The organism is Rhodanobacter sp. B05, assembly GCF_002001085.1.
Lineage (GTDB): Bacteria > Pseudomonadota > Gammaproteobacteria > Xanthomonadales > Rhodanobacteraceae > Rhodanobacter.
In genome coordinates this window covers 195,800-217,008 of the sequence record NZ_MUNU01000015.1, presented here as the reverse complement: position 1 = coordinate 217,008, position 21,209 = coordinate 195,800, and the positions used below count along the sequence as shown (strand labels likewise).

Sequence of the window (21,209 nt, the reverse complement as noted above, 5' to 3'; positions counted from 1 at the left end):
GTACCTCGCAGATCGGCCCCTGCTTGATGCCGCTTCAGCAGGCTTTCGAACGCAGCAGAAAGACCATCTCCTGCGACAGCGCCGGGGCAATCCAGACGCGGCTGAGTACATCGAATTCGGGTGACAGTTCCGCGCAGGCCTGCGCAACGCTGCAAAAGCACAGCGCATCCCTGCCGCCGCCGAACACGGCCGCCCTGACCCCACGCCGTGCCCTGTGGAATCCGTTTTCAATGCCAAACGAGACAATGGTGTAGGGAGCTACCCGGGAGAATTCGCCAAGCATCCGTTTGCGCAACGCCGAGGGCACACGATGCATGAGCCGCAGGCACACCACGACATCGAACGAGTCATCGTGGAAATTCGCCAGGTCGGTGGCATCCTCGACCCGGAACGTGGCACCCTCGCAACCGGCCCGCGTATATTCCGCTTCTGCCAGTTTCAGCATGCTGGCGGAAATGTCCGACGCCACCACGCGCGTCCCCAGGGCTGCAAAAATGGCGGCCAGCTTTCCCGTCCCGGCAGGAAGATCCAGCGCCGTTCGATGCGGCACGCGGGTCAACAAATCCTCTATCGCCCGACATTCCCGCCGCGCCACCACGCGCGACGGAAAATTGCGCCACCCTTTCGGCGACATGAACATGGCGTGGTAGCGCTGCGCCGTTTCGTCGTTCTGGTAGAACTTCCGGGTATTGCGCTCGTAGTCATAATTCATGATGGGCGGCCCAGCGGTTGAGTTGCATGAAATAGGCAGACAGATAAGGCCGGCCGATGATTCGTTTCGGCCCACTCATGTTGCGTAACGCCTTCTCTGCAAAATGCCTGCGCATGGCGATTGTTTCGCGCAAAAAGTAATTCAGCAGGATGCGGTCCAGCGAACGCCCGGAAGCCTGTTCGTAGTTCGAGATCAAATCGTCGATCTCGAAATCCCGCCACAGCCTGACTGAACCGCCCTGGCCCCAGTTGATCATCAACAGGGAAATGACGAATCGCGCCAGATCGTCCTCCGGCATGCCGAGGAACACGTGTTGTGGATCAAAGAAGAACCAGCCCTTCTGGCGGCGATCAAACCTGAAATTGCGCACCTCGAAACCGCCGATGAAGAGCGTCCTTTCGCGCGCGCCGATGCGCTTTGCCACCTCCGCATCGGGGACCAGGTATCCGTTGTGCAGATAGTCCTTGAGCGGATAATCGGGCGTGTCATGCAGGGCACCGTGCAACTGCGCGAGCACCATCATGGCTTCGCGCAGAGTCCTCGTACGTTGCCGGGTGTCGGCGGCGCCACGCTGCTGCTGCAGGATCGGACGCATGTCCGGGCCCGACAGCTGCGGATAAACGATACAGGCATGGTCGAGTTGTACCGGCTCGCATACTCGACCGCTCAGACGACCCAGGAACAATGTGTCGGCATACTCACGGCGGGCCTTCTCCATGCACACCGGGTCCAACCAGTCGCGCTCCGGGTCGTCACTCCGGCGGAAGATCTTGTAAAACCAGCCCGCGGATGAAGCAACCCAGGACTCCTTTCGTGGCGTGAAGGCAAGCCCATCGATCCACCCCGCAGCCTCCGTCACCGGCGCAGGCTTCACGGCTGAATCCAGCGCGCTCATGCCACTACTCCGTCGCGTGCAGTCATCAGGCTGCACGTGGCTTGCAGCAGCCTTGCCTGAATCAGCGGGATGCCCTGCTGCCGGTCGGCTTCACCGCTTCCTCCCGCAACCTGGCCGGCCGACATCATCTCCTGGTCATGCTCGAACAGACGATCAGGCGATACCTCAATCATGGTGTTCTCGAGCAAACGCGTGAGTGTGCCAGGTCGTTGCTTGTTCACGCGCACTCTGCGAGCTGCGCGATTCACGATGAAACGCGTACTGGTCGCAGCCCGAGCCGAGGATACCGGTAAGGAGATGCCTGCTCCCCTTGACAAACTCGCGATCAACCGCGAATCCCATCCGCACCAACAGCGCGCGACATTCGTCCGGAGTGATGGATTGATAAGGGTAGCCACCAAGCCAGTCATGCACGTCGTTGTAATAATCCATGCCACGGCATCCGTAGTCCCTCACGTACGCATCGAAATCCCGACCCTGCACTTTGAAGATGATCTTGCGCAGAAAGACGTACATTCTCCTCGCCCGTTGCTGGGACGCGGGAGGGGCCTTTGAATACCACCGCTTGATGAAACGCCACATGCCGCAAAACAGTGTCTTCCGGTACAGCGCAAGGTAAAATTCCCCGCCCGACCTGACCAGAGCAGCGGCGGTTTCGATGGCTCGGACCATGTCTCCCGTGTGGTGCAGCACACCCCATGAATAGACGATGTCGAACGTCCCGAATGTGGCCGCCGACATTTCGAACACGCTGCACACCTGGAAATCGGCGGGCGATGTGGGCGCAAACCGGGCGAACACTGCTCTTGCTGCCTTCACCGAATCGGGATCGATATCGACGCCTGCGACTCGACCCGCGCCCAGTCGCATGGCGGCAAGAGCGGACAGTCCAGACCCGCAACCGATGTCCAGGAAGCTCATGCCATCGAGGCGTTGCCGGCCGCTCAGTCGACGCAGGTCGTCCATGGCCCGGGAGATCTTTTCCTCATCGATTTTCCTGGCGTAGTCCAGCCAGTTCTCGCCGAAGGCGAAATGTGATTGCTGGTCAAGCAAATTGTCCTGTTTCATCGAATACTGACTCCTTCGATTGATCCACGAGACCCTGTTTTGCCTCATCATCTTGATGAATCGAATTCCTGCCGCTATTTTCCTCACCGCCCTTCTGCGCGACGTGACATCGGCAGTCAGACTCCCCCTGAAACGTCCAGGGAGCACACCGCCGTTGCCATGTCGCATGACCGTGTGCTGTCACGCCCCGCTTCTTCGAGCCACGCCTGAAACATCAACACGTCCCACAGCCGCCCCCCTTCATTGACTCGTCCGGCGAGATGGTCAGCCAGCATCGCGCGCACGTATTCGGGTTCGAAGTAGCCCTCCTCGCGCAGCCGACGCGGATCCAGCAGCGATTCCGCCCAATCACGCAGTGGTCCGCGCAGCCACGCGCCCATCGGAACGCCGAAACCTTTCTTGGGGCGATCGATCAGCTGACGCGGTACGTGCCGGTAAAGCACCTGGCGCAGCAGCCACTTGCCTTCCCTGCCCCGTACTTTCTGATGCATGGGCACGCGCCACGCGAATTCGACCACCCGGTGATCCAGCAGCGGCACGCGTGCCTCCAGGCTCACGGCCATGCTGGCCCGGTCGACCTTGGTGAGAATGTCGCCCGGCAGGTAGGTGACCAGATCGCTGTACATCATCCGCTCGAAGACTTCCCTCACCTCGGGACCCAGATCGGGATCGCTGAGCTCGGTGGGGGGCTCGCTGGCATGCAGCACCACGCTGGCGGGGTCGCGCAGGTGCGACATCAACAGCCGGTAACGCTGTTCCTGCGGCCCGGCCTCAAGCATGCTGGCGAGCACGCCGATCTTCGAGCGGGGTCGTTTCAGCCTCATTCCGGCGGGCACGCAGCGGTTGACGCCCGCCAGCAACGACTCGTAGAAGCCGGCCCTGCGCGTAAGCGAGCGTGCCGCATGTCGTCGCATGCGCGCCGGCATCCAGGCCAGGCAGCGCTCGATGTCGCGCGCCTTGAAATAGCGCTCGTAGCCGCCGAACAATTCGTCGCCGCCGTCGCCGGACAGGCTCACCGTCACCTGGCTGCGCGCAAGCCGGGACAGCAGAAACGTCGGTATCTGCGATGCATCTGAAAACGGCTCATCGAACATCGCCGGAAGTTTCGGCACCACGCTCAGCGCATCCTGCGCCGTCACGTACAGCTCATGATGCTCGGTGCCCAGATGCCTGGCCACGGCACTGGCGTGGACCGCTTCGTCGTAACCTTTCTCCCGGAAACCGATGGAGAAGGTCTTGACCGGTCTCGCGGCCTGCGCCTGCATCAGCGCGACCACCAGCGAGGAATCCACCCCGCCGGATAGAAACGCTCCCAGTGGCACGTCCGCTTCCATTCGCAGCGCCACCGCATCACGCAAGAGCTTTTCGAGCTCATCGGTGGCATCGGCATCGGAGAGGCGCATGCGATCGGCCACGCCGGCTTGTGCGACATCGCGGGCAGACCAGTACGTCAGCGCCCTGGCCGCGAGGGCCGTGGTGTCGGCGCGAGATGTCGCCATCTCTCGGGTAATGGTCAGAGATGTGCCCGGCTGCAGCTTGCAAATGCCCTGATGAATGGCATACGGCGCGGCAATGTAATTGTGACGAAGCAACAGGCACAGGGCGTCGCGATTGATCGGATTGGCGAAATCGGGACACCGCCGGAGCGCCTTCAGTTCGGAACCGAACACGAACAGCGAACCAATCCAGCCGTAGTACAGGGGCTTGATACCCAGACGATCCCGAACCAGCGCGAGCGAGTGCTCCCGGCGATCCCAAAGGGCGAACGCGAACATCCCCACGAAACGCCTGATTGCCCGTTCGAGCCCCCAATGCTCGATCGCTGCCAGCATGACTTCCGTATCCGAATGCCCGCGGAACGTCGCGCCGAGCGGAACCAACTCGCGCCGCAGGCTCTGATGGTTGTACACCTCGCCGTTGAACACGATCACGTAACGCCCGCTGGCGGAGTTCATCGGCTGGTGCCCTTCGGGCGACAGATCCAGCACGGACAATCGGCGGTGCCCCAACACCACGCCGGCCGCGACATCCTGGAAGTGCCCGTCGTCATCCGGGCCCCGATGGTTCAACGCGTCCGTCATGCGGCGCACGACGGCGCGTCCGTCCTCGGCTCTCAAAGCGTGGAAGACATCCCAGATTCCGGCAATTCCGCACATGGTCAATGTTCCTGCACGAGCAACGAATACAGTTCGGAGTAACGCCGAGTCCGGAGACTGCCGGTGTAGTAGTTGACGATGCGATGCCGCGCGCGCGCGCCCAGATTGCGCCGGTCCCGCGGGGCAAGTGAGGCAAGCTCGTTCCATCCCTCGCTGAGTGCGACAGGATCACGCGGAGGCACCACCACGCCTGTGTCGGCCACGATGATGGGCACGTCGCCGACATTGGTGGCCACGCAAGGGACACCACAGGCCATGGCCTCGGCGATCGCATTCGGAAATGCCTCGCCGCGCGAGGCCAGCGTCGCGATGTCGAATGCCGCGTTGATTTCGGAGATGTCCGTACGCCGACCCAGCAGGCGCACATGACCTTGCAGTTGCATGGCATCGATCAGCCTGCCCAGTTCCGGATTGTCGGCGGTCGCGCCATCGCCAACCAGCACGAATGCGCTGCGCGGATGTCCGTCCAGGAACCGCCGCGCCGCGCGCAGGAAATTGCCGTGATCCTTCGTCGGATGCACGCGCGCGACCATGCCGATCAGCATGCAATCGTCAGTCACTTCAAGCTCCCGCCGTATGCGCGCGCGCGCCTCGGGATCCGGCCGCAGGGCATTCGTGTCATAGCCATTCGGGATGACTATCGTGCGCTCCCTGCAGAAACCGTAATCCTCATGCTGGGATGCGCTCAGCTGCGAGGCATACAGCACGCGACGAGGTTGCGCCGAAAGCATGGCATTGAGTCGGATGACAACTCTCGTCATGCGCTTGTCGGTGGCCAGATCGGTCAGGGAGTGATGCACACTCCACAAATGCGGCACGTGCTGGCCCCACAGCGCCAGAGACGTCAGCAGGTGAGCGTGGTACATCCATGCGTGTACAAGATCGGCTGACTCGCTCCGGAGAAGGCGCCGAAGCCGCAGCACGTCGCCAGGCCCGGCCCAGCCTGGTCGAATGTGCAGATGGTGCAGTACGGCAGATCCGGCAACCCGTTCGCTGAGTGCACCCTGGCTTCCCAGCGTCACCACGACATGGTCGAAATTCGGCGACTGCAACGTCTCCAGCAATCGGCACAAGGCAATCTCCGCTCCGCCCGAGCCCAGCCCCGTAATGACGTGACAGATCCTCATCCGGCCACTCCGGCCTGAACCAGGCCGGCCTCCTGTACCTCGACGATTTCGCGCCGCTGCAGTGCCTGCCGCGCAAGCATGAACGTCACCGCGATGATGATGACCGGACTCTCGAGCAGGTTGTGCGAAAAGAAACTCGCAATGATGATCTGCAGCACCAGCATGCGTTGCAGGCCCGACGTCGCGCGCCATAGCAGGGTCATCAGCACCAGATAGAACGCCAGGCCGAAAACCCCTCCTTCGACGAGAAAGCGCAGATACATGTCATGCGGACCAACCGGGAGAGCCCACTCATAGACATAGCCGCTGCCGCGCCCGAATAGCGGAGTCTGCGCAGCCTCCTGCAACGAATACCAGATCAGGTCGGTGCGGGCGGCGGCGGAGTGGCCCGACAGCGAGGAATCGCCGACGCCCATGCGCGCCAGCGTGTTGGGGTCGAAATAGCGAGCGAGCGGCGTGCCGGCCAGCAACGCCCCCAGTTCGCCGGAGAACAGTGCCAGCAGAAGGCCGAAGCCCACCACGGTGGACACCGTCATCACGGCAAGCTTCCACTTCGCGTTGTGCGCGCGACCTCGCCAGCCAAGCCAGACCACGGTCACCCCCCACATGATCCACGCCGATCGCGAGAAGGTGACCAGCACACCCACGCCGCATACCAGCACAAACAGCCAGCGCAGCCGCGCCGCGACACTGTCGATGCCGCAGAGCATTACCAGTGCAAGCGCGTACCCAGCCTCGTTGGGGTTGATATAGAGCCCGGCGGCCCGGCCTGGCACCTTGGAAAAGCGGGGGTGGATGAAATCGAGAACATTCATCCCCGTATCGAACAAGGCCAGCAGCAGGAATACCGCGGCGAGCATGCGCAATCGCTGCGGGTGCACCATCAACGTCGAGAACGCCATGCCAAGCACCACCATCTCGGCCAGCGTAATCAAGGCCTGCAGCGCAACCTTGCTTTGCGACGACTCCAGAAAAATCAGCACGCCATAGAGGACATAGAGCAGTAGCCAGGTGGCAAATCGACGGGTACCCCGCGCCCCCAGCATGGCCAGGGAATGCCCCGAGGCGCCCTGGGCGACGGCATAGAAGACCGCAAAGGCGATCACCGCAACATAGGAATAAAGCGGTTTTGTCCCGCGCGCCAGAAACAGAAAGTCGCTCGCGTTGCTGCCAAACCAGAGGACGAACCCCGCAAGCAGGGCATCGATCGGCGAGCGCGGCAGCAATCGGGCGTTCATGACGCCAACCCGCCCAGCGGGCAGTCGCAGCGGCATACGTTCTCGAGCACCCGGGCCGAGCTGTTGACCAGCTTCGCGGTACTGAAGTGATCAACGACTCGCGCCCTTGCAGCAAGCGCCGTCGCGCGGGAATCGCTTTCAATCCGCCGCTGCATCTGCGCGATACCGTCGCGCAGCGCTTGCGGTTCACGCGGCGGCACGACAATACCGGTATCGGCCACCAGGTAGGCAGAATCACCCACCTGCGTGACCACGCAGGGACGGCCACACGCCATCGCCTCAGCCACGACGTTGGGGAAACCCTCACCGAATGACGAGGATACGACGATGTCCATGGCACTGTAGGCCGCAACCATGTCCTCGCACGATCCGGCCCACACCATTCGGTCCGCCAATCCCAGCTCGCGTGCCTTCGCCGTCAGCTCTCTGGCGTATGCCGAGCCACCCTCGCCAACACAGACAAAACGCCACTGCGCATGGTCGGCGACAAGCAGCGCAGCGGCTTGCAGAAACGTGGGATGGTCCTTCATCGGATCAAGCCGACCGATCAGCCCCACCAGCACGTCCTGATCGGATGCACCCCACTCGCGCCGCATCTGCTGGCGGGCAGGCTCGTCGAAACGGAAGTGCTCGACATCGATGCCGTTGGCAATCACCACAAGCCGGTCCGCGGGATAACCACGCGCACCATGCAACCTTGAACCCGCCTGTGAGTTGAAGATGATCCGATCCGCGCGACGGGCCATCCTGCAGCTCAGCGCAAAGGTGAGGCGTGACATCCAGTCGTAGCGCTCTCGATCGATGAAGGACGAGCGAACGCCCCAGACCACGCGCGAACCCGGACGGGCCACGCGTCCCATCAGCGACAGCAAATTGCCGACGGTGAGGTAGCCATGAACGATGTCCGGTTCGAATTGGCGGAGCGCGCGCCACAGACGCCACAGGAAGCCGATGACGTCCCACCGGCCGCGCTTGTGCAAATCGATGATGGGTACGCCGCCGCGCTCGAGTTCGCGCTGGAAGGCGCCTCCCGCATAGAAGCAGGCCACTGCGACTTCCCAGCCGGATTGGCGCAGCCCGCTCGCCAGCACGGTCAGTTGCCGTTCGGCACCACCACGCCCCAGCGAGCGGATCAGGAACAACACACGCGGCTTGCGCGCAACATCAGGCTGCGACGACGCACGCCGGGCGGCATGCATGCCGGCCGGCGGCGCACCCGTGGCCTGTCGACCTGACTCGTCGCACCCCGTCGGTGACAGCAGGATCGCCAGAAGCGAATCCCAACGGGCAAGGACGGATCGCAATGAATGGGTTTCCCGCACCTCGACGGCGCACGCTCCAATCCGCTGGCGCAGCGTCTTGTCGTTCATCAGCACCTCGAGCGCCTCGGCGAGTGCGGGTGCGTCTGCCACCGGTACCAGCCAGCCATTGCTGCCTGAATCGATGATCTCGCGTGGCCCCGTCTCGCAGTCCGAGCTTATGCAACAGAGCCCCAGCGACATGGCCTCCAGCAACACGTTGGGCATGCCTTCGTAGCGCGAGGACAGCACGAAGATGTCCGCCTCTCGCATCGATGCCTGAAGGTCGTTGTCGAAACCGGCCAGTTGCACGCGTCCGCCCAGTCCGTGGCGCGCGATTTGCTCGGTCAGGGCGGCGCGCGCCGAACCCTCGCCGGCAATGCGCAGGTGCCAGTCCGGATGCTCGGCGGCGATCATGGCGAATGCATCGATCAGGATGTCGAAACCCTTCTCGACCCCCAGGCGTCCGGCAGCCAGGACCAACTGGCCACGACCGCACGGCGCAACAGGCGCAGCCGCCGATGGCAGATCCCGGACGGGGTTTGGAATCACCACGATCGGGCGGTCCAGCCTCGCTTCCAGATCAGCCGCGCCACGGCGCGTCTGCGCCACGACCGCGGCGGCGCGACGGTAAAGCATTCGGTAAACAAGCCGCCACATTCCGCGCGGCGGATGTGCGCCGACAAACGACCGCTCCGAGACGATCACCGGCACGCGCCATCCGCTGACGGCGAGCAACACGAGCAGATTGACCGTGGTGGTGAAGCTGATGACGGCATCGGGCTTTGCCGCTCGAAGCGCGCGGCGCAGCGACCGCAGCCGCACCGCGTTGTTGCGCAGCGCCGAAAAGGCATGCGGCGACCGGGCTGCGACGCCCAACGCGACTCGATCGACCTTGGCATCCAGCAGGTATTTGTCGCCGCCGCGGTCGGCCAGCGTGATCAACGTGACGGCGGCACCTTCGGCAGCCCATGCGTTGGCCAGGGTGGTCATCACGCGCTCTGCGCCTCCTCCGCCCAGCGACGGGATCACCAAGGCCAGCCTGATCACGACGCGTTTGCTCCTCTCGCCGCGCCGAAGATCGATGGCTCGATGCCGAGACGCGAGCGGACGACCCACCATGCAAGGCCGCGCCAGGCAAACAGGGACACCACCGCACCGATGGCCGCGCCAGTCGCTCCCAGCGCCGGCACCAGCAGCCATGCCACGACACCGTTGGCAGCCACGCCCACCAGCACCAGCACCGTGGCCAGCTTCTGGTATCTGGTCATGGACAACATGAAGCCGACTTCACCCAGGGCCATGGTGGCGCAATAACCCCACAGCAGAACCATCAATGGGGCATAGGCCGAGTCGAATCCCCGGCCAAACAGCGCCAGCAGCCAGCGGCCCGTCACCGTGAAGAACAGGCTCACGGCGAAGGCACCGGCAAATGCGAAACGTGCGGCTTGCTTGGCGACCAACTGCAGACCGCCCAGGTCATGCGCGTCGTAGCGATCGGCGATCATCGGCGCGAGCACGACATTGACCGCCCCCTGGGCAAACAACGCAAACCCCGCCATGCGCACCGCTGCGTAATACGGCCCCACATCGCCCGTACCCATCAGCGCGCCCAGGATGAGCACGTCAAAGCGGGCCCCGGCGACCATGACGATCGACAACACGGACATCTGCAAGCCGACGGTCAGCCACCGTCGAATCTCGTATTTTGGCGGCATCCGCCGCCCCTGCTCGGGCCATTTGTGCACCAGGTGCCAGGCCGAACCTGCAAGCGCCAGCGTCGCCGACGCCAGCGTGGCCATCGCCGCCCATGGTGCGTCGGCGTCACGTACCGTCAATGCCAGCACACCCATCAACACGATGAGCAGCAGCGGGCGCCCCAGGGTCTGGTAAAGCCCGCTTACGACCGGTCGCTTGAATGCCTTGTGCAGCGCGCCACTTTGCTGCAGTTGGGTCAGTATCGGCAGCATCGCGAAGCCGACGTAGAACGTGTTGCGCCAGCTCGCGCTGTGTTCCGCACCAATCATGTACACCACCACACTGCCGGCGATGGCGATGCAGCAGCTGATGGCGAATACCATGGCTCCCACGCCGCGCCGCAAACCGCGCACCTCGCCCCAGGCGCCGTCGCGGATATAGGACGGCAACAGGCGAATCAGGCTGATGTCCTGACCGGCCTGCGCCACCACGGCAAGTACGCTGATCCAGCTGAACATCAATGCATAGACGCCATATTCCTGCCGCCCGATGACCCGTGCCATCACCAGGTTGGCGACAAAGCCCAGCCCCGTTCCGCAAACGGACACCACGAACGCTCCCGATGCCCCGCGCGTCAGAAGCTGCAGGCTGGACGCATGCAGGGAAGGCAGTGCGGCAGGTACCCGCGGTGGTAGTGAAGCGTCTATGGCTTCCACGATGCAGCGTTCCTCCACTTGCTCAAGATTCAAACGCCCGGCATAGAAGCGCGTCGAGCGTGCGCGCAGCCTCGTTTTCACCCTCCCAGTTCGACATCAATCCGGCACAGCGCGGTTGCCGTCCTGCACCGCGCAGCGCGTGCACGCAAAAGAAAGCGATCAAACGCCGATTTGCTTCGACTGGAGAACGTCCCAATTCGCTGACCAGCCGGTGTTCGAGGGTGGCGGCCAGGGAGGCCGACCGAATGCCGCCGAGCCTCGCCACGGCATCGAGATAGCAGATCAGATCGTAGTCGGCAGGGTACGCGTCGCCCGCATATTCCCAGTCGAAGACACACAGACAACCGTGTTGCCGGAATGAATTGACCGGAGTGAAATCGCCGTGTGCCAGACCTCGTGACGAAATGAGCTGTGGCTCGGTTGACAGAATCTTGATTGCGCGATCGAAGCGCTGTCGCCACGGCTGCGCCAGATGATCTCCGAGACGCTCGACTTGCGCGGCCCAGTCGCCGAGCAAAGACACCCCGCTTCTGGCCCACCTGGATGCCGTTCGAATGACCAGCTCCTCGAGGAAGGTCAGATGCAACGCGTCAAGATCAGTCATGCAGCTGGCACCTGTCGTCCTGACCGTATCCGTTGCGAGAATCGCGGTGCCACCGCGTACCTCACTGAGCAAGACACGCGGAATCCACGCCGATTTCAGGCCGATTGCACCGAGAAATCGCAAGGTTTCCGCTTCGCGCACAAGCAACGCATGCACGGCAGGATTGAGCGACACTTTCGCGTAGGCCCTGATGCGACCGGTGTCGTCCATCAGTTGCGCGCTCAATTTGCGGTGTGGGCTGGGAGTGCCCGTCAGGAACGCACAGTGACGGGCACCGCAGTCAACCATGCGCGCGAAGTCGCTCGCCCCGGAAATGTGTACCTGGCGCGGCAGCAAGAATCTGGTCAGGCCGAGGCGGGCCCCGACGATAGCCAGGCCCTTGACCGCGCGCGGAGCGAAACGCACCGGCTGGACCAGAGCCAGCGAAGCTGCGCTGACCGCCCGCGGACGCGCAGGGAGCAGGAAAAACCTCGAACCGGTTCGGCCAGACAACACCCCAAAGGGCGCAGACCCCGGATGCGCCTGCAACTGCACGCGCAAGCCGATCGCCTCCATTTCCTGCACAGCTGCATCGAAATAGGTGTCGGAAACGAAACCCGGTCGACCGCGCGGCGTCGGCCCATTCATGACCGGCTTGCGTGGCACGAGCTCAACCAGGCCCGTGGTCTTGGCATCGATCATGAGACTAAGCCGTACCCGAGGGCAGCGTAAGTGGAAAAGCCGCCACTGCGCTTCTCCATGCCGTTGAATACCACGCCCTTGATACTCACCCCGGCCTGTTCGAACCGCTGCATGGCCAACTCGACTTCCCGCGACTGGTTGAGCCCGAAACGCACCACCAGCAGACTGGTGCCCACGTTATGCCCGATGATTGCGGCATCGGTGACGGCCAGAATGGGCGGACTGTCGATGACAATGAGGTCGTAGGCCGGCGAAAGCCGCCTCAGCAACGTGCCGAAGTACGGCCGCATCAGCAGCTCCGACGGATTGGAAGGCTTGCCACCGCTCGGGATGAAATCCAGACCTTCCAGGCCTTCGACGGAACAGATGGCGTCGGCGACCTCCAGTTCGCCGGCAAGCAGCTCGGACAGGCCGTATTCCGCGCGGACTCCAAGCACTTTGTGCAAGTTGCCGTCGCGCATGTTGGCATCGATCAGCAACACCCGCAGCCCGGCCTGTGCGTTGACCGCCGCGAGATTGGCTGCCACGAAGGTCTTCCCTGTCTGGGCGCTGGAGCCGCAGACCATCAGGCGATTGTCGGAGGCCCCCAACTGGGTGAATCGCAGGCTGGTACGCAAACTGCGCATGGCCTCGGCCGCCACGTCGTCAGGGGCGGCGATAGCCAGCAACGCGGAACGACCTTTCCCGAGAAGGCGCGGGCGGTTTTGCGCCAGCTCGATCTGTCGCTCGCTCAATGGAATTGCGGAATAAACCTGCACTCCAAGCTGCTCGATCTCGGCTGGGTCCTCCAGGCCGCGCCGAAACATTTCCTTCAGGAAAACGCGCGCCACAGCAAGGAATGCTCCGACAAAGGCGCATCCGAGTATGGTCAGGAGCTTTCTCGGTTTCGCCGGCCTGCTGACGTCAACCTCGGGCGTATCCACGATACGTGCGGTACCCACCGTACCAGCCTGCGCGAGCTCAAGCTGCTGCACCTCGTTGAGCAGACTGGTATATGTATTGTTCAGCACCTGGACGTTTCCGTTGAGGCTCAACAACTGGCGTTGCGTGTCGGGAAGCGTGGTCATCTGCTGCTCGATTGAGGCTCGCCGCGCTTGCAGCTGTCCTATCTGCCGCGTGACCGCCTCATAGGCGGGATGCTCGGGCGTGTAAAGCCGCTCCACCTCGACCTTCTGCGTGTTGAGCTGGTCGATATTGGTGTTGATCGACGCAAGTTCGCTCAGCAGATTCTGTGTCTGCATGGGCACATCCACCGAATGCGCCTTGAGCTGAAAGGCGCTCAGTGCGGATTGTGCGGCTGCCAGTTTCCGTTTCACCTCCGGCAATTGCTGCTTCACGAACTTCAGGCTGTTGGACGCCTGTGCGGAATTGCGCCCTACATTCTGTGCAAGGAACGCGTTGACGATCTGGTCGAGCACGTTGACCGCCATCTGCGGTTCTGCACTGTCGAAGCTCAGGGAAATGATGTTGGAGTCCGGCACAGGCTGGCTGGTCAGGACCGCTTTCTGCATTCTCGCGATGGTGGTCATTACATCGTTGCGCACCACGTGGAAGCGCATGCCCGCATTCGCCCGCAGGGTCTTGACGAGCATGGTCACGCCCGACCCCGTGGCAACCTGCCCCACGCGGCCCCGCAACAGCACCAGGCCCGGGCTGAATGGAATGTCACTGTCCTCGGTCAGAACGTATGTACCGCCCTTGTCCGCCGTCAATGTCAGATCCTGCCCGAGCAGGCTGTTTGGAACGTCGAGCCGTTCCATTTCAAGTTGCGAACCGCCCCATCCGTAACTGCTCAGTCCGAACCAGGGTGCACCGACGTCCGTCGATGTTCCGGAACCATGGATGCGGGCAGCCAGACTCCCGATAAGCGGGACCCGGTATGGACTTGTCTCGATATAGAGACGCAGATTCCGCACCGCCTGTCCGATCACGGATTGCGAAGTGAGTATTGCTTTCGCGTCGGCAGCGGCAGGACTCGACGCGCCACCCTGCTGCTCCGCGAGGGTCAACCCGGGCAAGTTGGGCGCCTGCTCGACCTGCACCATCGCCTTGGCCTCGTACTGCGGCGTCACCGCCAGGACGTAGGCAAGGCCGAGCACAAGAAACCCCAGGGTCATCTTGATGATCGGCCATTTGTGATCCAGCAGCATGCCAAGCAAGGCACGCGGATCGATTTCATCTTCAGGCTGAACCTGAATCCTGGGACCACCGATGGCTTTCATTGGATATTCTCCAAAGGGAAGCTGATCACGCGAATGGCTGCAGTGGTCCTTGCTTCCAAAGATTGATCAATTGAAGACAATCGAACGACGGCGCCGACACCCGGCTTGCGATCGAGGCCATGCCATGAATCTCGGCAACCTCGGCTCCACTGCAATGAGTACGTCGGCGAAACGCGTGCGCACCCGGCTGGCAGCTTGAACAAACGGCGCATCTGGTCTTGCGCCTCCAGCGACACCAGCCACGTCTCGGCGTCGATGCATCGGGTACGTACCGCACATTTGCAATTCATCATCGTACGGAAGGCCCGGCGTGCAAGGAGGAAACAATCCCTCCAGACAATCCATTCATGTCTTCGCAATATGCAGCCAGCGTAATTTCATGGCTAACCCGCATTTGTACTCATTATCTCGACAATCAATATTTATGCGCCGCTCCGCGGCCGGCAAAAAACAAAATCCGACAAGGGTACCGTAGCATCCAGTGCGCTCCAGAACGGCCGTCGACGACTGGTGACGCCTTGGCTCAACCGCGAATCACACGTTCAAATCCACCAAATCCACGCCGCCTTAATCGATTGTGAAATGACGCAAACAATTACGTTTCAAACAATTTGGCGAAATCTTTTGCGAATTGGCCCGTTACGATGTTGTGATGCTGCATGCGCCTTGCCAACGGCGCATTTGCACCCGGCAAGATAAATTTGTCAAGACCGAATTAGAAACCCGGAAAGTTAAGGTTTAATAAAATTATCGCCAGCTGAACGCCATCATGAATACGAATTAAATTTCACGTCTTCTGGCTCACTAAAATCATCACCAATCAAACACAACCATGAATATGAATTAAATTGTGCAACCTCAGGTTCACTGGACAAAAGTAGCTAAAGGGTGGATTAGTAAATGGGCTCGGTATCGTATTTTTTACCTGACCCTAACCGTGATCGAGGAGTTGTCGACATGGCCAAAGACCTGATTTCCGCGATCTCGACACTGCGATGCCACGTCGCACCGCTTTCTTGCGTCATCATCAGAAGTCAGCCCCGGCGCACCTTGGTCGAGGAGGTCGGGTCCCGGGCGTCCGCTGACGGCCACCTTGCGGCAATGCGTGATGTGCGGGGCAGGCACCGGGATGCCGGGGCCGCAGGCAATCGACGCGTGGAACACCTTGCGATTGACAGGCGTCGCCAAGCGAAGCGGCTCATGAGGTCGCCAATCGGGTTGATTCGCGGCTTGATCTGCCTTTTCCTGGTGGCCTTGCTCAGCAGCTGCGTCTGGGCACCCGGCCAATCCATGACAAAGAGCTCGTCCGGCAGTAGCGAAAACGGCTATGTGAAGCTCGTTTCGATCACACCGACCCTGCTCGAAACGCAGGAACAGCACGCGGACGCAGTTTCGACATCCACATCCACGATTCCGACCGCCTTGCTGAACTACCGCCCCGAGCCCTATCGGATCGGCCCTGGCGACTCGCTTTACATCACGGTGTGGGACCACCCCGAGCTGACTTCACCTGCAGGCCAGCAACAGCAGACCGCCGCCAACGGGCGTTTGGTCCGGCCTGACGGAACCGTGTACTTCCCCTATGCGGGCGTGCTGAAAGTCGCCGGCAAGACCATTGAACAGGCTCGACAGAGCATTGCTTCCGGCCTTGCGCACTTCATCAAGAATCCGCTGGTGGACGTCAGCATCGAGAATTACGCCAGTCAACATGTGTCGATGGAAGGGGCCTTCGTGAAATCAGGCCCGCAACCGCTTACCGGCGTGCCGTTGACGCTGGGAGAGGCCATCGGCGTGGCCGGGGTGAACAGCCAGAATGCCGATCTCTCCGATGTGGTGCTGACGCGGGATGGCCAAACCTACCATCTCGATCTGAATACGCTTCCCGGGGCTGGCGTGCACGTGCAGACAGTTTATTTGCAGGCGGGTGATCGCATATATCTTCCCTACAACTTCAACCAGGAAGTCTACGTGATGGGCGAGGTGCTTCGCCCGCAGGCGCTCCGCTTCACGACGTCCCACCTTACGTTGACCCAGGCACTGGGGCAGGCGGGCGGCCTCAACGAGATCACTTCCAGGGGCATGGTGTACGTGGTACGCGGCGCCCTCAACAAACAAGGCACCACTCAGGAACCCACCGTTTACGAACTGGATGCCAAGTCACCCTCCGCCTTTGCGCTGGCCGACAATTTCGTGGTCAGACCCGGTGACGTGGTGTTCGCCAGCGCCGCCGGAGTCACCCGCTGGAATCGCTTCATGAGTCAGCTGCTGCCTCTCACCAGCGCCTTGAGCGCGACAGCTTCAAGCCAGTACTACATCAACAACAGCAAGTAGCCATGCTGTTGCAGCGGCGGCAACGCGCATTGAAATCGCCCGAGCGCCCCGCAAAAGAAGCTGACCATCACAGAGTGTTCAATTATTGAAGCCGTTCGCATCGAGGTCTGGATCGGCTTCAACAGTGTCAACGAACGACGCGCCCGCGGTTTTAACGCCTGAAGGCGTCGAACCTGCCGGCGACGTACCAAACTGCAGGATTCCTATGACGTTCGATCCGCGGATATTCGACGCCTGCGCGCTGGCCACAAGCGTATCGGCCGTCTCCCTTCTGTTCCTGCTGCCGCTGAGTCGACAGCTGGGCCTGGTTGATTACCCCGACCAAGTCCGCAAGAGACACGCCTTCAACACACCGCTCGTCGGCGGCCTCGCCATCGCCGTCGGCATGCTGGCCGGGTGGTGGTACGCAGGCACGTTCAGCAAGTTCGAAGATGCCGTTGTCTGTACCGCACTGATGCTGGTCGTGGTGGGCGTCGCCGACGATTTGTTCAACCTCCGGGTCTCGGTGCGGGTGATCGCCCAGCTTGCCGCCATTGCCACCGTCGTGATCAGCTCGGGCGTCTATATCCATTCGCTGGGCAACCTGCACGGTCACGAACTGACGCTCGGGTGGCTGGGGATCCCGTTTACGGTGGTCGCGGTCATCGGCCTGTTGAATGCCTTCAACCTCATCGATGGCATCGACGGCCTGGCCGGATGTCTGACACTGGTTGCTGCAGCCAGCATCGAATTTCTCAGCAATCGCAGTGGATCGACTGCGCAACTGGCTTCGGTTGCAGTAATCGCCGCTGCCGTGCTCCCCTACCTCGCCGCCAACCTGGGCATGTTTGGCCCCAGGGGCAAGGTATTTCTGGGCGACGCAGGCAGCGTCATGCTTGGATACCTGCTGGCCTGGTCGTTGATCGGCTTGAGCCAGAGCACGCCGCGGCAGATTTCACCCGGACTGGTGCTTTGGTGCGTCGCGCTGCCCATATTTGACACCTTGACCGTGATGTTTCGACGCATGCACCGTGGAGAGTCTCCCTTTACGGCAGATCGAGGCCACATCCACCACCTGTTGATGGACGCGGGCCTGAAGCCACGCGATGCATTGCTCTGTCTGGTGGCATTCGCCGCCGTTCTGCCGATGCTGGGTTACGTGATTCACCAGACTGCGGGAGCCATGGCAAACGCGCTGGCCTTCGCCACGTTATTGGTGATGTATGCGGTCTTTACCGCGCGCCTGGGTCGACAACGGGAGAAGAGGCAGCTGCTGTCTCAGACAGTCTCCGAAATGCTCATCAGCATGCAACTGCCGGCGCACAACCCGGAGCGGATCCGACGACGGTTCGGTCAGCGTGGACCGCTCGATGCAAAAGCCCGGATTCAGCGCGAGACCGACTTGCCGACGTGAAGGTTGGCTCTTCCCGCGGAACCTCGGGCGCATCCGCCCAGCGATTCACGTCTCCAGGCACGTGACGCCGTTCAAGGCTCGTGCGGACTCGGCTTCCGACATTGGCTGGGTGTCGACCGGTCGATCAGGCCGGCCAGAACCCGGGTTCGTGCTCGCCGATCTGACTCGGCCAAAAGGTGGCCTCGCCACGACCGCGTGGACATTCCTCCCGACAAATGACTGATTCCACGAAAAGTCATTGAATTGCCGATCCCGACCTGATCCACGAACGCCGTCGGGCGCCATCACCGTCGTTCGATTGGCCTGCGCCGGTGGACCGTGCCAGACTCGCTCCCTACTTTTGCACACTTGCCGGTCCGGCGAGCCGTTCACCGTGTTGTTGCCTGTTCCAATCCTGATCGCATGAGCCACGAAGATATATCCAAGCACACCCCGTTCATGCGCCAGTACCTCGCAGCCAAGGCCGAGCATCCGGAGGTACTGCTGTTCTTCCGCATGGGCGACTTCTACGAGCTGTTCTACGACGACGCGCGCAAGGCGGCGCGGCTGCTCGACATCACGCTGACCCAGCGTGGACAGTCGGCCGGCGCGCCGATCCCGATGGCTGGCGTGCCGTATCACGCGGCGGAGAATTACCTCGCGCGACTGGTGCGGCTCGGCGAATCGGTGGCGATCTGCGAGCAGATGGGCGACCCGGCACTGGCCAAAGGCATCGTCGAACGCAAGGTGGTACGCATCGTGACGCCCGGCACGGTGACCGATGCGGCGCTGCTGGAAGAACGTCGCGACAACTTGCTGCTGGCCATCGCTGCCGGCACGAACGGCGCTTATGGGCTGGCCTGGGTCGATCTCAGCAGCGGCCGCTTCCTGCTCAGCGAAGTGCCGCATGCCGAAGCGCTGGCCGCCGAACTGGCCCGGCTGCAGCCGGCCGAAACCCTGGTCGACGAAAGCGTCGCCTGGCCGAAACTCGTCGGCAACCTGCCCGGCTTGCGCAAACGGCCGCCGTGGCACTTCGACCGCGATGCGGCGAAGCGTGAGCTCAACCGCTTCTTCGGCACCCGCGATCTCGGCGGTTTCGGCGTGGACAACCTGCCGCTCGCCACCGCCGCGGCCGGCTGCCTGCTTGGCTATGTCGAGGAGACCCAGAAGAGTGCGCTGCCGCACCTCACCGGCATGGCGGTGGAGAGCGCCAGCGAGACGATCGCGCTGGATGCCGCCACACGCCGCAACCTGGAACTGGACACGCATCCCAGCGGCCGTACCGAACATACCCTGCTCGGCGTGCTCGACGAGACGGTGACGCCAATGGGCGCACGCCTGCTGCGTCGCTGGCTGAATCGGCCGCTGCGTTCGCGCGAACTGCTGCGAAAGCGCCATCAGGCGATCGGCATGTTGATCGACAGCCGCCGCTACGACTCGCTGCGCGAACAGCTGCGTGGCATCGGCGACCTCGAGCGCATCCTTGCCCGCGTCGCATTGCGTTCGGCGCGACCACGCGACCTGTCCACCCTGCGCGATGGCCTCGCCGCGGCGCCGGTATTGCGAGAGCAGATCGCTGCGCTGGACAGCCCGCTGCTGCACGTCCTGGTCGAGCGCATCGGCGACCACGCCGACAGGGCCGCCCTGCTCGCCCGCGCCGTGGTCGAACAGCCGCCGGTGCTGCAGCGCGACGGCGGCGTGATCGCGGACGGCTACGACGCGGAACTGGACGAACTGCGCCGCCTGTCCACCCATGCCGACCAGTACCTGGTCGAACTGGAGGAACGCGAGAAGGCCGCCAGCGGCATCAGCACGCTGAAGGTGGGCTACAACCGCGTGCACGGCTACTACATCGAGATCACCAAGGCGCAGTCGGACAAGGCGCCTACGCATTACACGCGGCGGCAGACGACGAAGAATGCCGAGCGCTACATCACCGAGGAACTGAAGACGTTCGAGGACAAGGTGCTGTCGGCGAAGGAGCGCTCGTTGATGCGCGAGCGCGCGTTGTATGAGGCGCTGCTGGACACGCTCACCGAAAAACTCGAACCGCTGAAAGCCGCCGCCGCCGCGATGGCCGAACTCGATGTGCTGGCGACCCTGGCCGAACGGGCCGAAGCGCTGGACTGGAGCGCGCCCGAGCTCACCGACGAACCCGGCGTCACGATCGAACGCGGCCGCCATCCGGTGGTCGAGAAAGTCCGCGACGAACCGTTCGAGCCGAACGACCTGAAGCTCGACGACAGCCGCCGCATGCTGGTCATCACCGGCCCCAACATGGGCGGCAAGTCGACGTACATGCGGCAGAACGCGCTGATCGTGCTGCTGGCGCACATCGGCAGCTACGTGCCGGCGGCGAGTGCGGTGATCGGCCCGATCGACCGCATCTTCACCCGCATCGGTGCCGGCGACGACCTCTCGCGGGGCCAGTCCACCTTCATGGTGGAGATGAGCGAGACAGCGAACATCCTGCACAACGCGACCGCCGACAGCCTGGTCCTGATGGACGAAGTGGGCCGCGGCACCAGCACCTACGACGGCCTGTCGCTGGCGCGCGCCGCCGCCGTGCACCTGGCACGCCACTGCCGCGCCTATACCCTGTTCGCCACGCACTATTTCGAGTTGACCGAACTGGCCAGTGAATTTCCAACGATCGCCAACGTGCATCTGGATGCGGTCGAGCTTCACGATCAAAAGCGGGGCGAACAACTGGTCTTCATGCACGCGGTGAAGGAAGGCCCTGCCAACCGCAGCTTCGGTCTGCAGGTCGCCGCGCTGGCCGGCCTGCCCAAGTCCGTTATCGCAGACGCCAGGCGCACCCTGGCCGAACTGGAAAACCATCCTGCGAGCCAGGCGACCGGTGCCCGATCCAATGCAGGGGAATCTCCACAATTGGGCCTGTTTGAACGACCTCGCGCCAGCGCCGTCGAACAGGCACTCGCTGCAATGGATCTGGATGAGCTCAGCGCACGTCAGGCGATCGATCGCCTGTACCATCTGAAATCACTGCTGCCCTGATCGCCCAGACCCATCATGGCTGGCTTTGCTGCGCGTCCCTCTGCCGATCGGCACGCTGATCACATGAAGCAGC

14 protein-coding genes are annotated in these 21,209 nt (G+C 62.5%); 3 read left to right on the top strand and 11 right to left on the bottom strand.

Annotated elements, in window-relative coordinates; genetic code table 11:
* Positions 1–34 precede the first annotated feature (34 nt).
* From B0E47_RS09675 to B0E47_RS09630, 11 genes are all read right to left on the bottom strand, one after another.
* Positions 35–712, bottom strand: coding sequence for a class I SAM-dependent methyltransferase (locus B0E47_RS09675; RefSeq protein ID WP_077514047.1), 678 nt, complete (start codon positions 710–712; stop codon positions 35–37).
* Positions 702–1,607, bottom strand: a complete 906-nt coding sequence (locus B0E47_RS09670; RefSeq protein WP_077514046.1) for a hypothetical protein — start codon at positions 1,605–1,607, stop codon at positions 702–704. The genes B0E47_RS09675 and B0E47_RS09670 overlap by 11 nt, the downstream gene beginning before the upstream one ends.
* Positions 1,604–1,780, bottom strand: a complete 177-nt coding sequence (locus tag B0E47_RS17025; protein WP_168171045.1) for a hypothetical protein — start codon at positions 1,778–1,780, stop codon at positions 1,604–1,606. The genes B0E47_RS09670 and B0E47_RS17025 overlap by 4 nt, the downstream gene beginning before the upstream one ends.
* Complete coding sequence (locus tag B0E47_RS09665; RefSeq protein WP_168171044.1) at positions 1,773–2,675, bottom strand: class I SAM-dependent methyltransferase; 903 nt, start codon at positions 2,673–2,675, stop codon at positions 1,773–1,775. The genes B0E47_RS17025 and B0E47_RS09665 overlap by 8 nt, the downstream gene beginning before the upstream one ends.
* 116 nt (positions 2,676–2,791) lie before the next feature.
* Positions 2,792–4,831 (bottom strand): asparagine synthase (glutamine-hydrolyzing), encoded by a 2,040-nt coding sequence (gene asnB / locus B0E47_RS09660; protein WP_077514044.1) that lies wholly within the window; start codon positions 4,829–4,831, stop codon positions 2,792–2,794.
* A 2-nt stretch (positions 4,832–4,833) separates the two neighbouring features.
* Positions 4,834–5,958, bottom strand: coding sequence for a glycosyltransferase (locus B0E47_RS09655; RefSeq protein WP_254422897.1), 1,125 nt, complete (start codon positions 5,956–5,958; stop codon positions 4,834–4,836).
* Entirely contained in the window at positions 5,955–7,196 is a 1,242-nt protein-coding gene (locus B0E47_RS17240; protein WP_254422880.1) for an O-antigen ligase family protein, read from the bottom strand. The genes B0E47_RS09655 and B0E47_RS17240 overlap by 4 nt, the downstream gene beginning before the upstream one ends.
* Complete coding sequence (locus B0E47_RS09645; RefSeq protein ID WP_168171043.1) at positions 7,193–9,544, bottom strand: glycosyltransferase; 2,352 nt, start codon at positions 9,542–9,544, stop codon at positions 7,193–7,195. Before B0E47_RS09645 ends, B0E47_RS17240 begins: the two co-directional genes overlap by 4 nt.
* On the bottom strand, positions 9,541–10,908 hold the full coding sequence (locus B0E47_RS09640) for an oligosaccharide flippase family protein (RefSeq protein ID WP_256363538.1): 1,368 nt from the start codon (positions 10,906–10,908) through the stop codon (positions 9,541–9,543). Before B0E47_RS09640 ends, B0E47_RS09645 begins: the two co-directional genes overlap by 4 nt.
* A 22-nt stretch (positions 10,909–10,930) precedes the next feature.
* Positions 10,931–12,193 (bottom strand): phosphotransferase, encoded by a 1,263-nt coding sequence (locus tag B0E47_RS09635; RefSeq protein WP_077514039.1) that lies wholly within the window; start codon positions 12,191–12,193, stop codon positions 10,931–10,933.
* A complete protein-coding gene (locus B0E47_RS09630; RefSeq protein ID WP_077514038.1) occupies positions 12,190–14,415 on the bottom strand; it encodes a polysaccharide biosynthesis tyrosine autokinase in 2,226 nt (741 codons plus the stop codon). Before B0E47_RS09630 ends, B0E47_RS09635 begins: the two co-directional genes overlap by 4 nt.
* 957 nt (positions 14,416–15,372) lie before the next feature.
* Here B0E47_RS09630 and B0E47_RS09625 point away from each other — a divergent pair.
* The 3 genes from B0E47_RS09625 (at position 15,373) to mutS (ending at position 21,136) form a co-directional block, all read left to right on the top strand.
* The gene (locus B0E47_RS09625; protein WP_343124529.1) at positions 15,373–16,746 is read left to right on the top strand and encodes a polysaccharide biosynthesis/export family protein; all 1,374 of its coding nucleotides are present in this window, start codon (positions 15,373–15,375) and stop codon (positions 16,744–16,746) included.
* Between the two features lie 205 nt (positions 16,747–16,951).
* Complete coding sequence (locus B0E47_RS09620) at positions 16,952–18,139, top strand: MraY family glycosyltransferase (protein ID WP_077514037.1); 1,188 nt, start codon at positions 16,952–16,954, stop codon at positions 18,137–18,139.
* A 402-nt stretch (positions 18,140–18,541) separates the two neighbouring features.
* Positions 18,542–21,136, top strand: coding sequence for a DNA mismatch repair protein MutS (gene mutS / locus B0E47_RS09615; protein WP_077514036.1), 2,595 nt, complete (start codon positions 18,542–18,544; stop codon positions 21,134–21,136).
* Positions 21,137–21,209 lie beyond the last annotated feature (73 nt).

What these genes read in the sequence shown, in the direction of transcription:
- B0E47_RS09675 (WP_077514047.1), bottom strand. Translation starts at nt 712, where the DNA reads ATGAATTATGACTACGAGCGCAATACCCGGAAGTTCTACCAGAACGAC.
- B0E47_RS09670 (WP_077514046.1), bottom strand. Translation starts at nt 1,607, where the DNA reads ATGAGCGCGCTGGATTCAGCCGTGAAGCCTGCGCCGGTGACGGAGGCT.
- B0E47_RS17025 (WP_168171045.1), bottom strand. Translation starts at nt 1,780, where the DNA reads ATGATTGAGGTATCGCCTGATCGTCTGTTCGAGCATGACCAGGAGATG.
- B0E47_RS09665 (WP_168171044.1), bottom strand. Translation starts at nt 2,675, where the DNA reads ATGAAACAGGACAATTTGCTTGACCAGCAATCACATTTCGCCTTCGGC.
- asnB (WP_077514044.1), bottom strand. Translation starts at nt 4,831, where the DNA reads ATGTGCGGAATTGCCGGAATCTGGGATGTCTTCCACGCTTTGAGAGCC.
- B0E47_RS09655 (WP_254422897.1), bottom strand. Translation starts at nt 5,958, where the DNA reads ATGAGGATCTGTCACGTCATTACGGGGCTGGGCTCGGGCGGAGCGGAG.
- B0E47_RS17240 (WP_254422880.1), bottom strand. Translation starts at nt 7,196, where the DNA reads ATGAACGCCCGATTGCTGCCGCGCTCGCCGATCGATGCCCTGCTTGCG.
- B0E47_RS09635 (WP_077514039.1), bottom strand. Translation starts at nt 12,193, where the DNA reads ATGATCGATGCCAAGACCACGGGCCTGGTTGAGCTCGTGCCACGCAAG.
- B0E47_RS09630 (WP_077514038.1), bottom strand. Translation starts at nt 14,415, where the DNA reads ATGAAAGCCATCGGTGGTCCCAGGATTCAGGTTCAGCCTGAAGATGAA.
- B0E47_RS09625 (WP_343124529.1), top strand. Translation starts at nt 15,373, where the DNA reads ATGGCCAAAGACCTGATTTCCGCGATCTCGACACTGCGATGCCACGTC.
- B0E47_RS09620 (WP_077514037.1), top strand. Translation starts at nt 16,952, where the DNA reads ATGACGTTCGATCCGCGGATATTCGACGCCTGCGCGCTGGCCACAAGC.
- mutS (WP_077514036.1), top strand. Translation starts at nt 18,542, where the DNA reads ATGAGCCACGAAGATATATCCAAGCACACCCCGTTCATGCGCCAGTAC.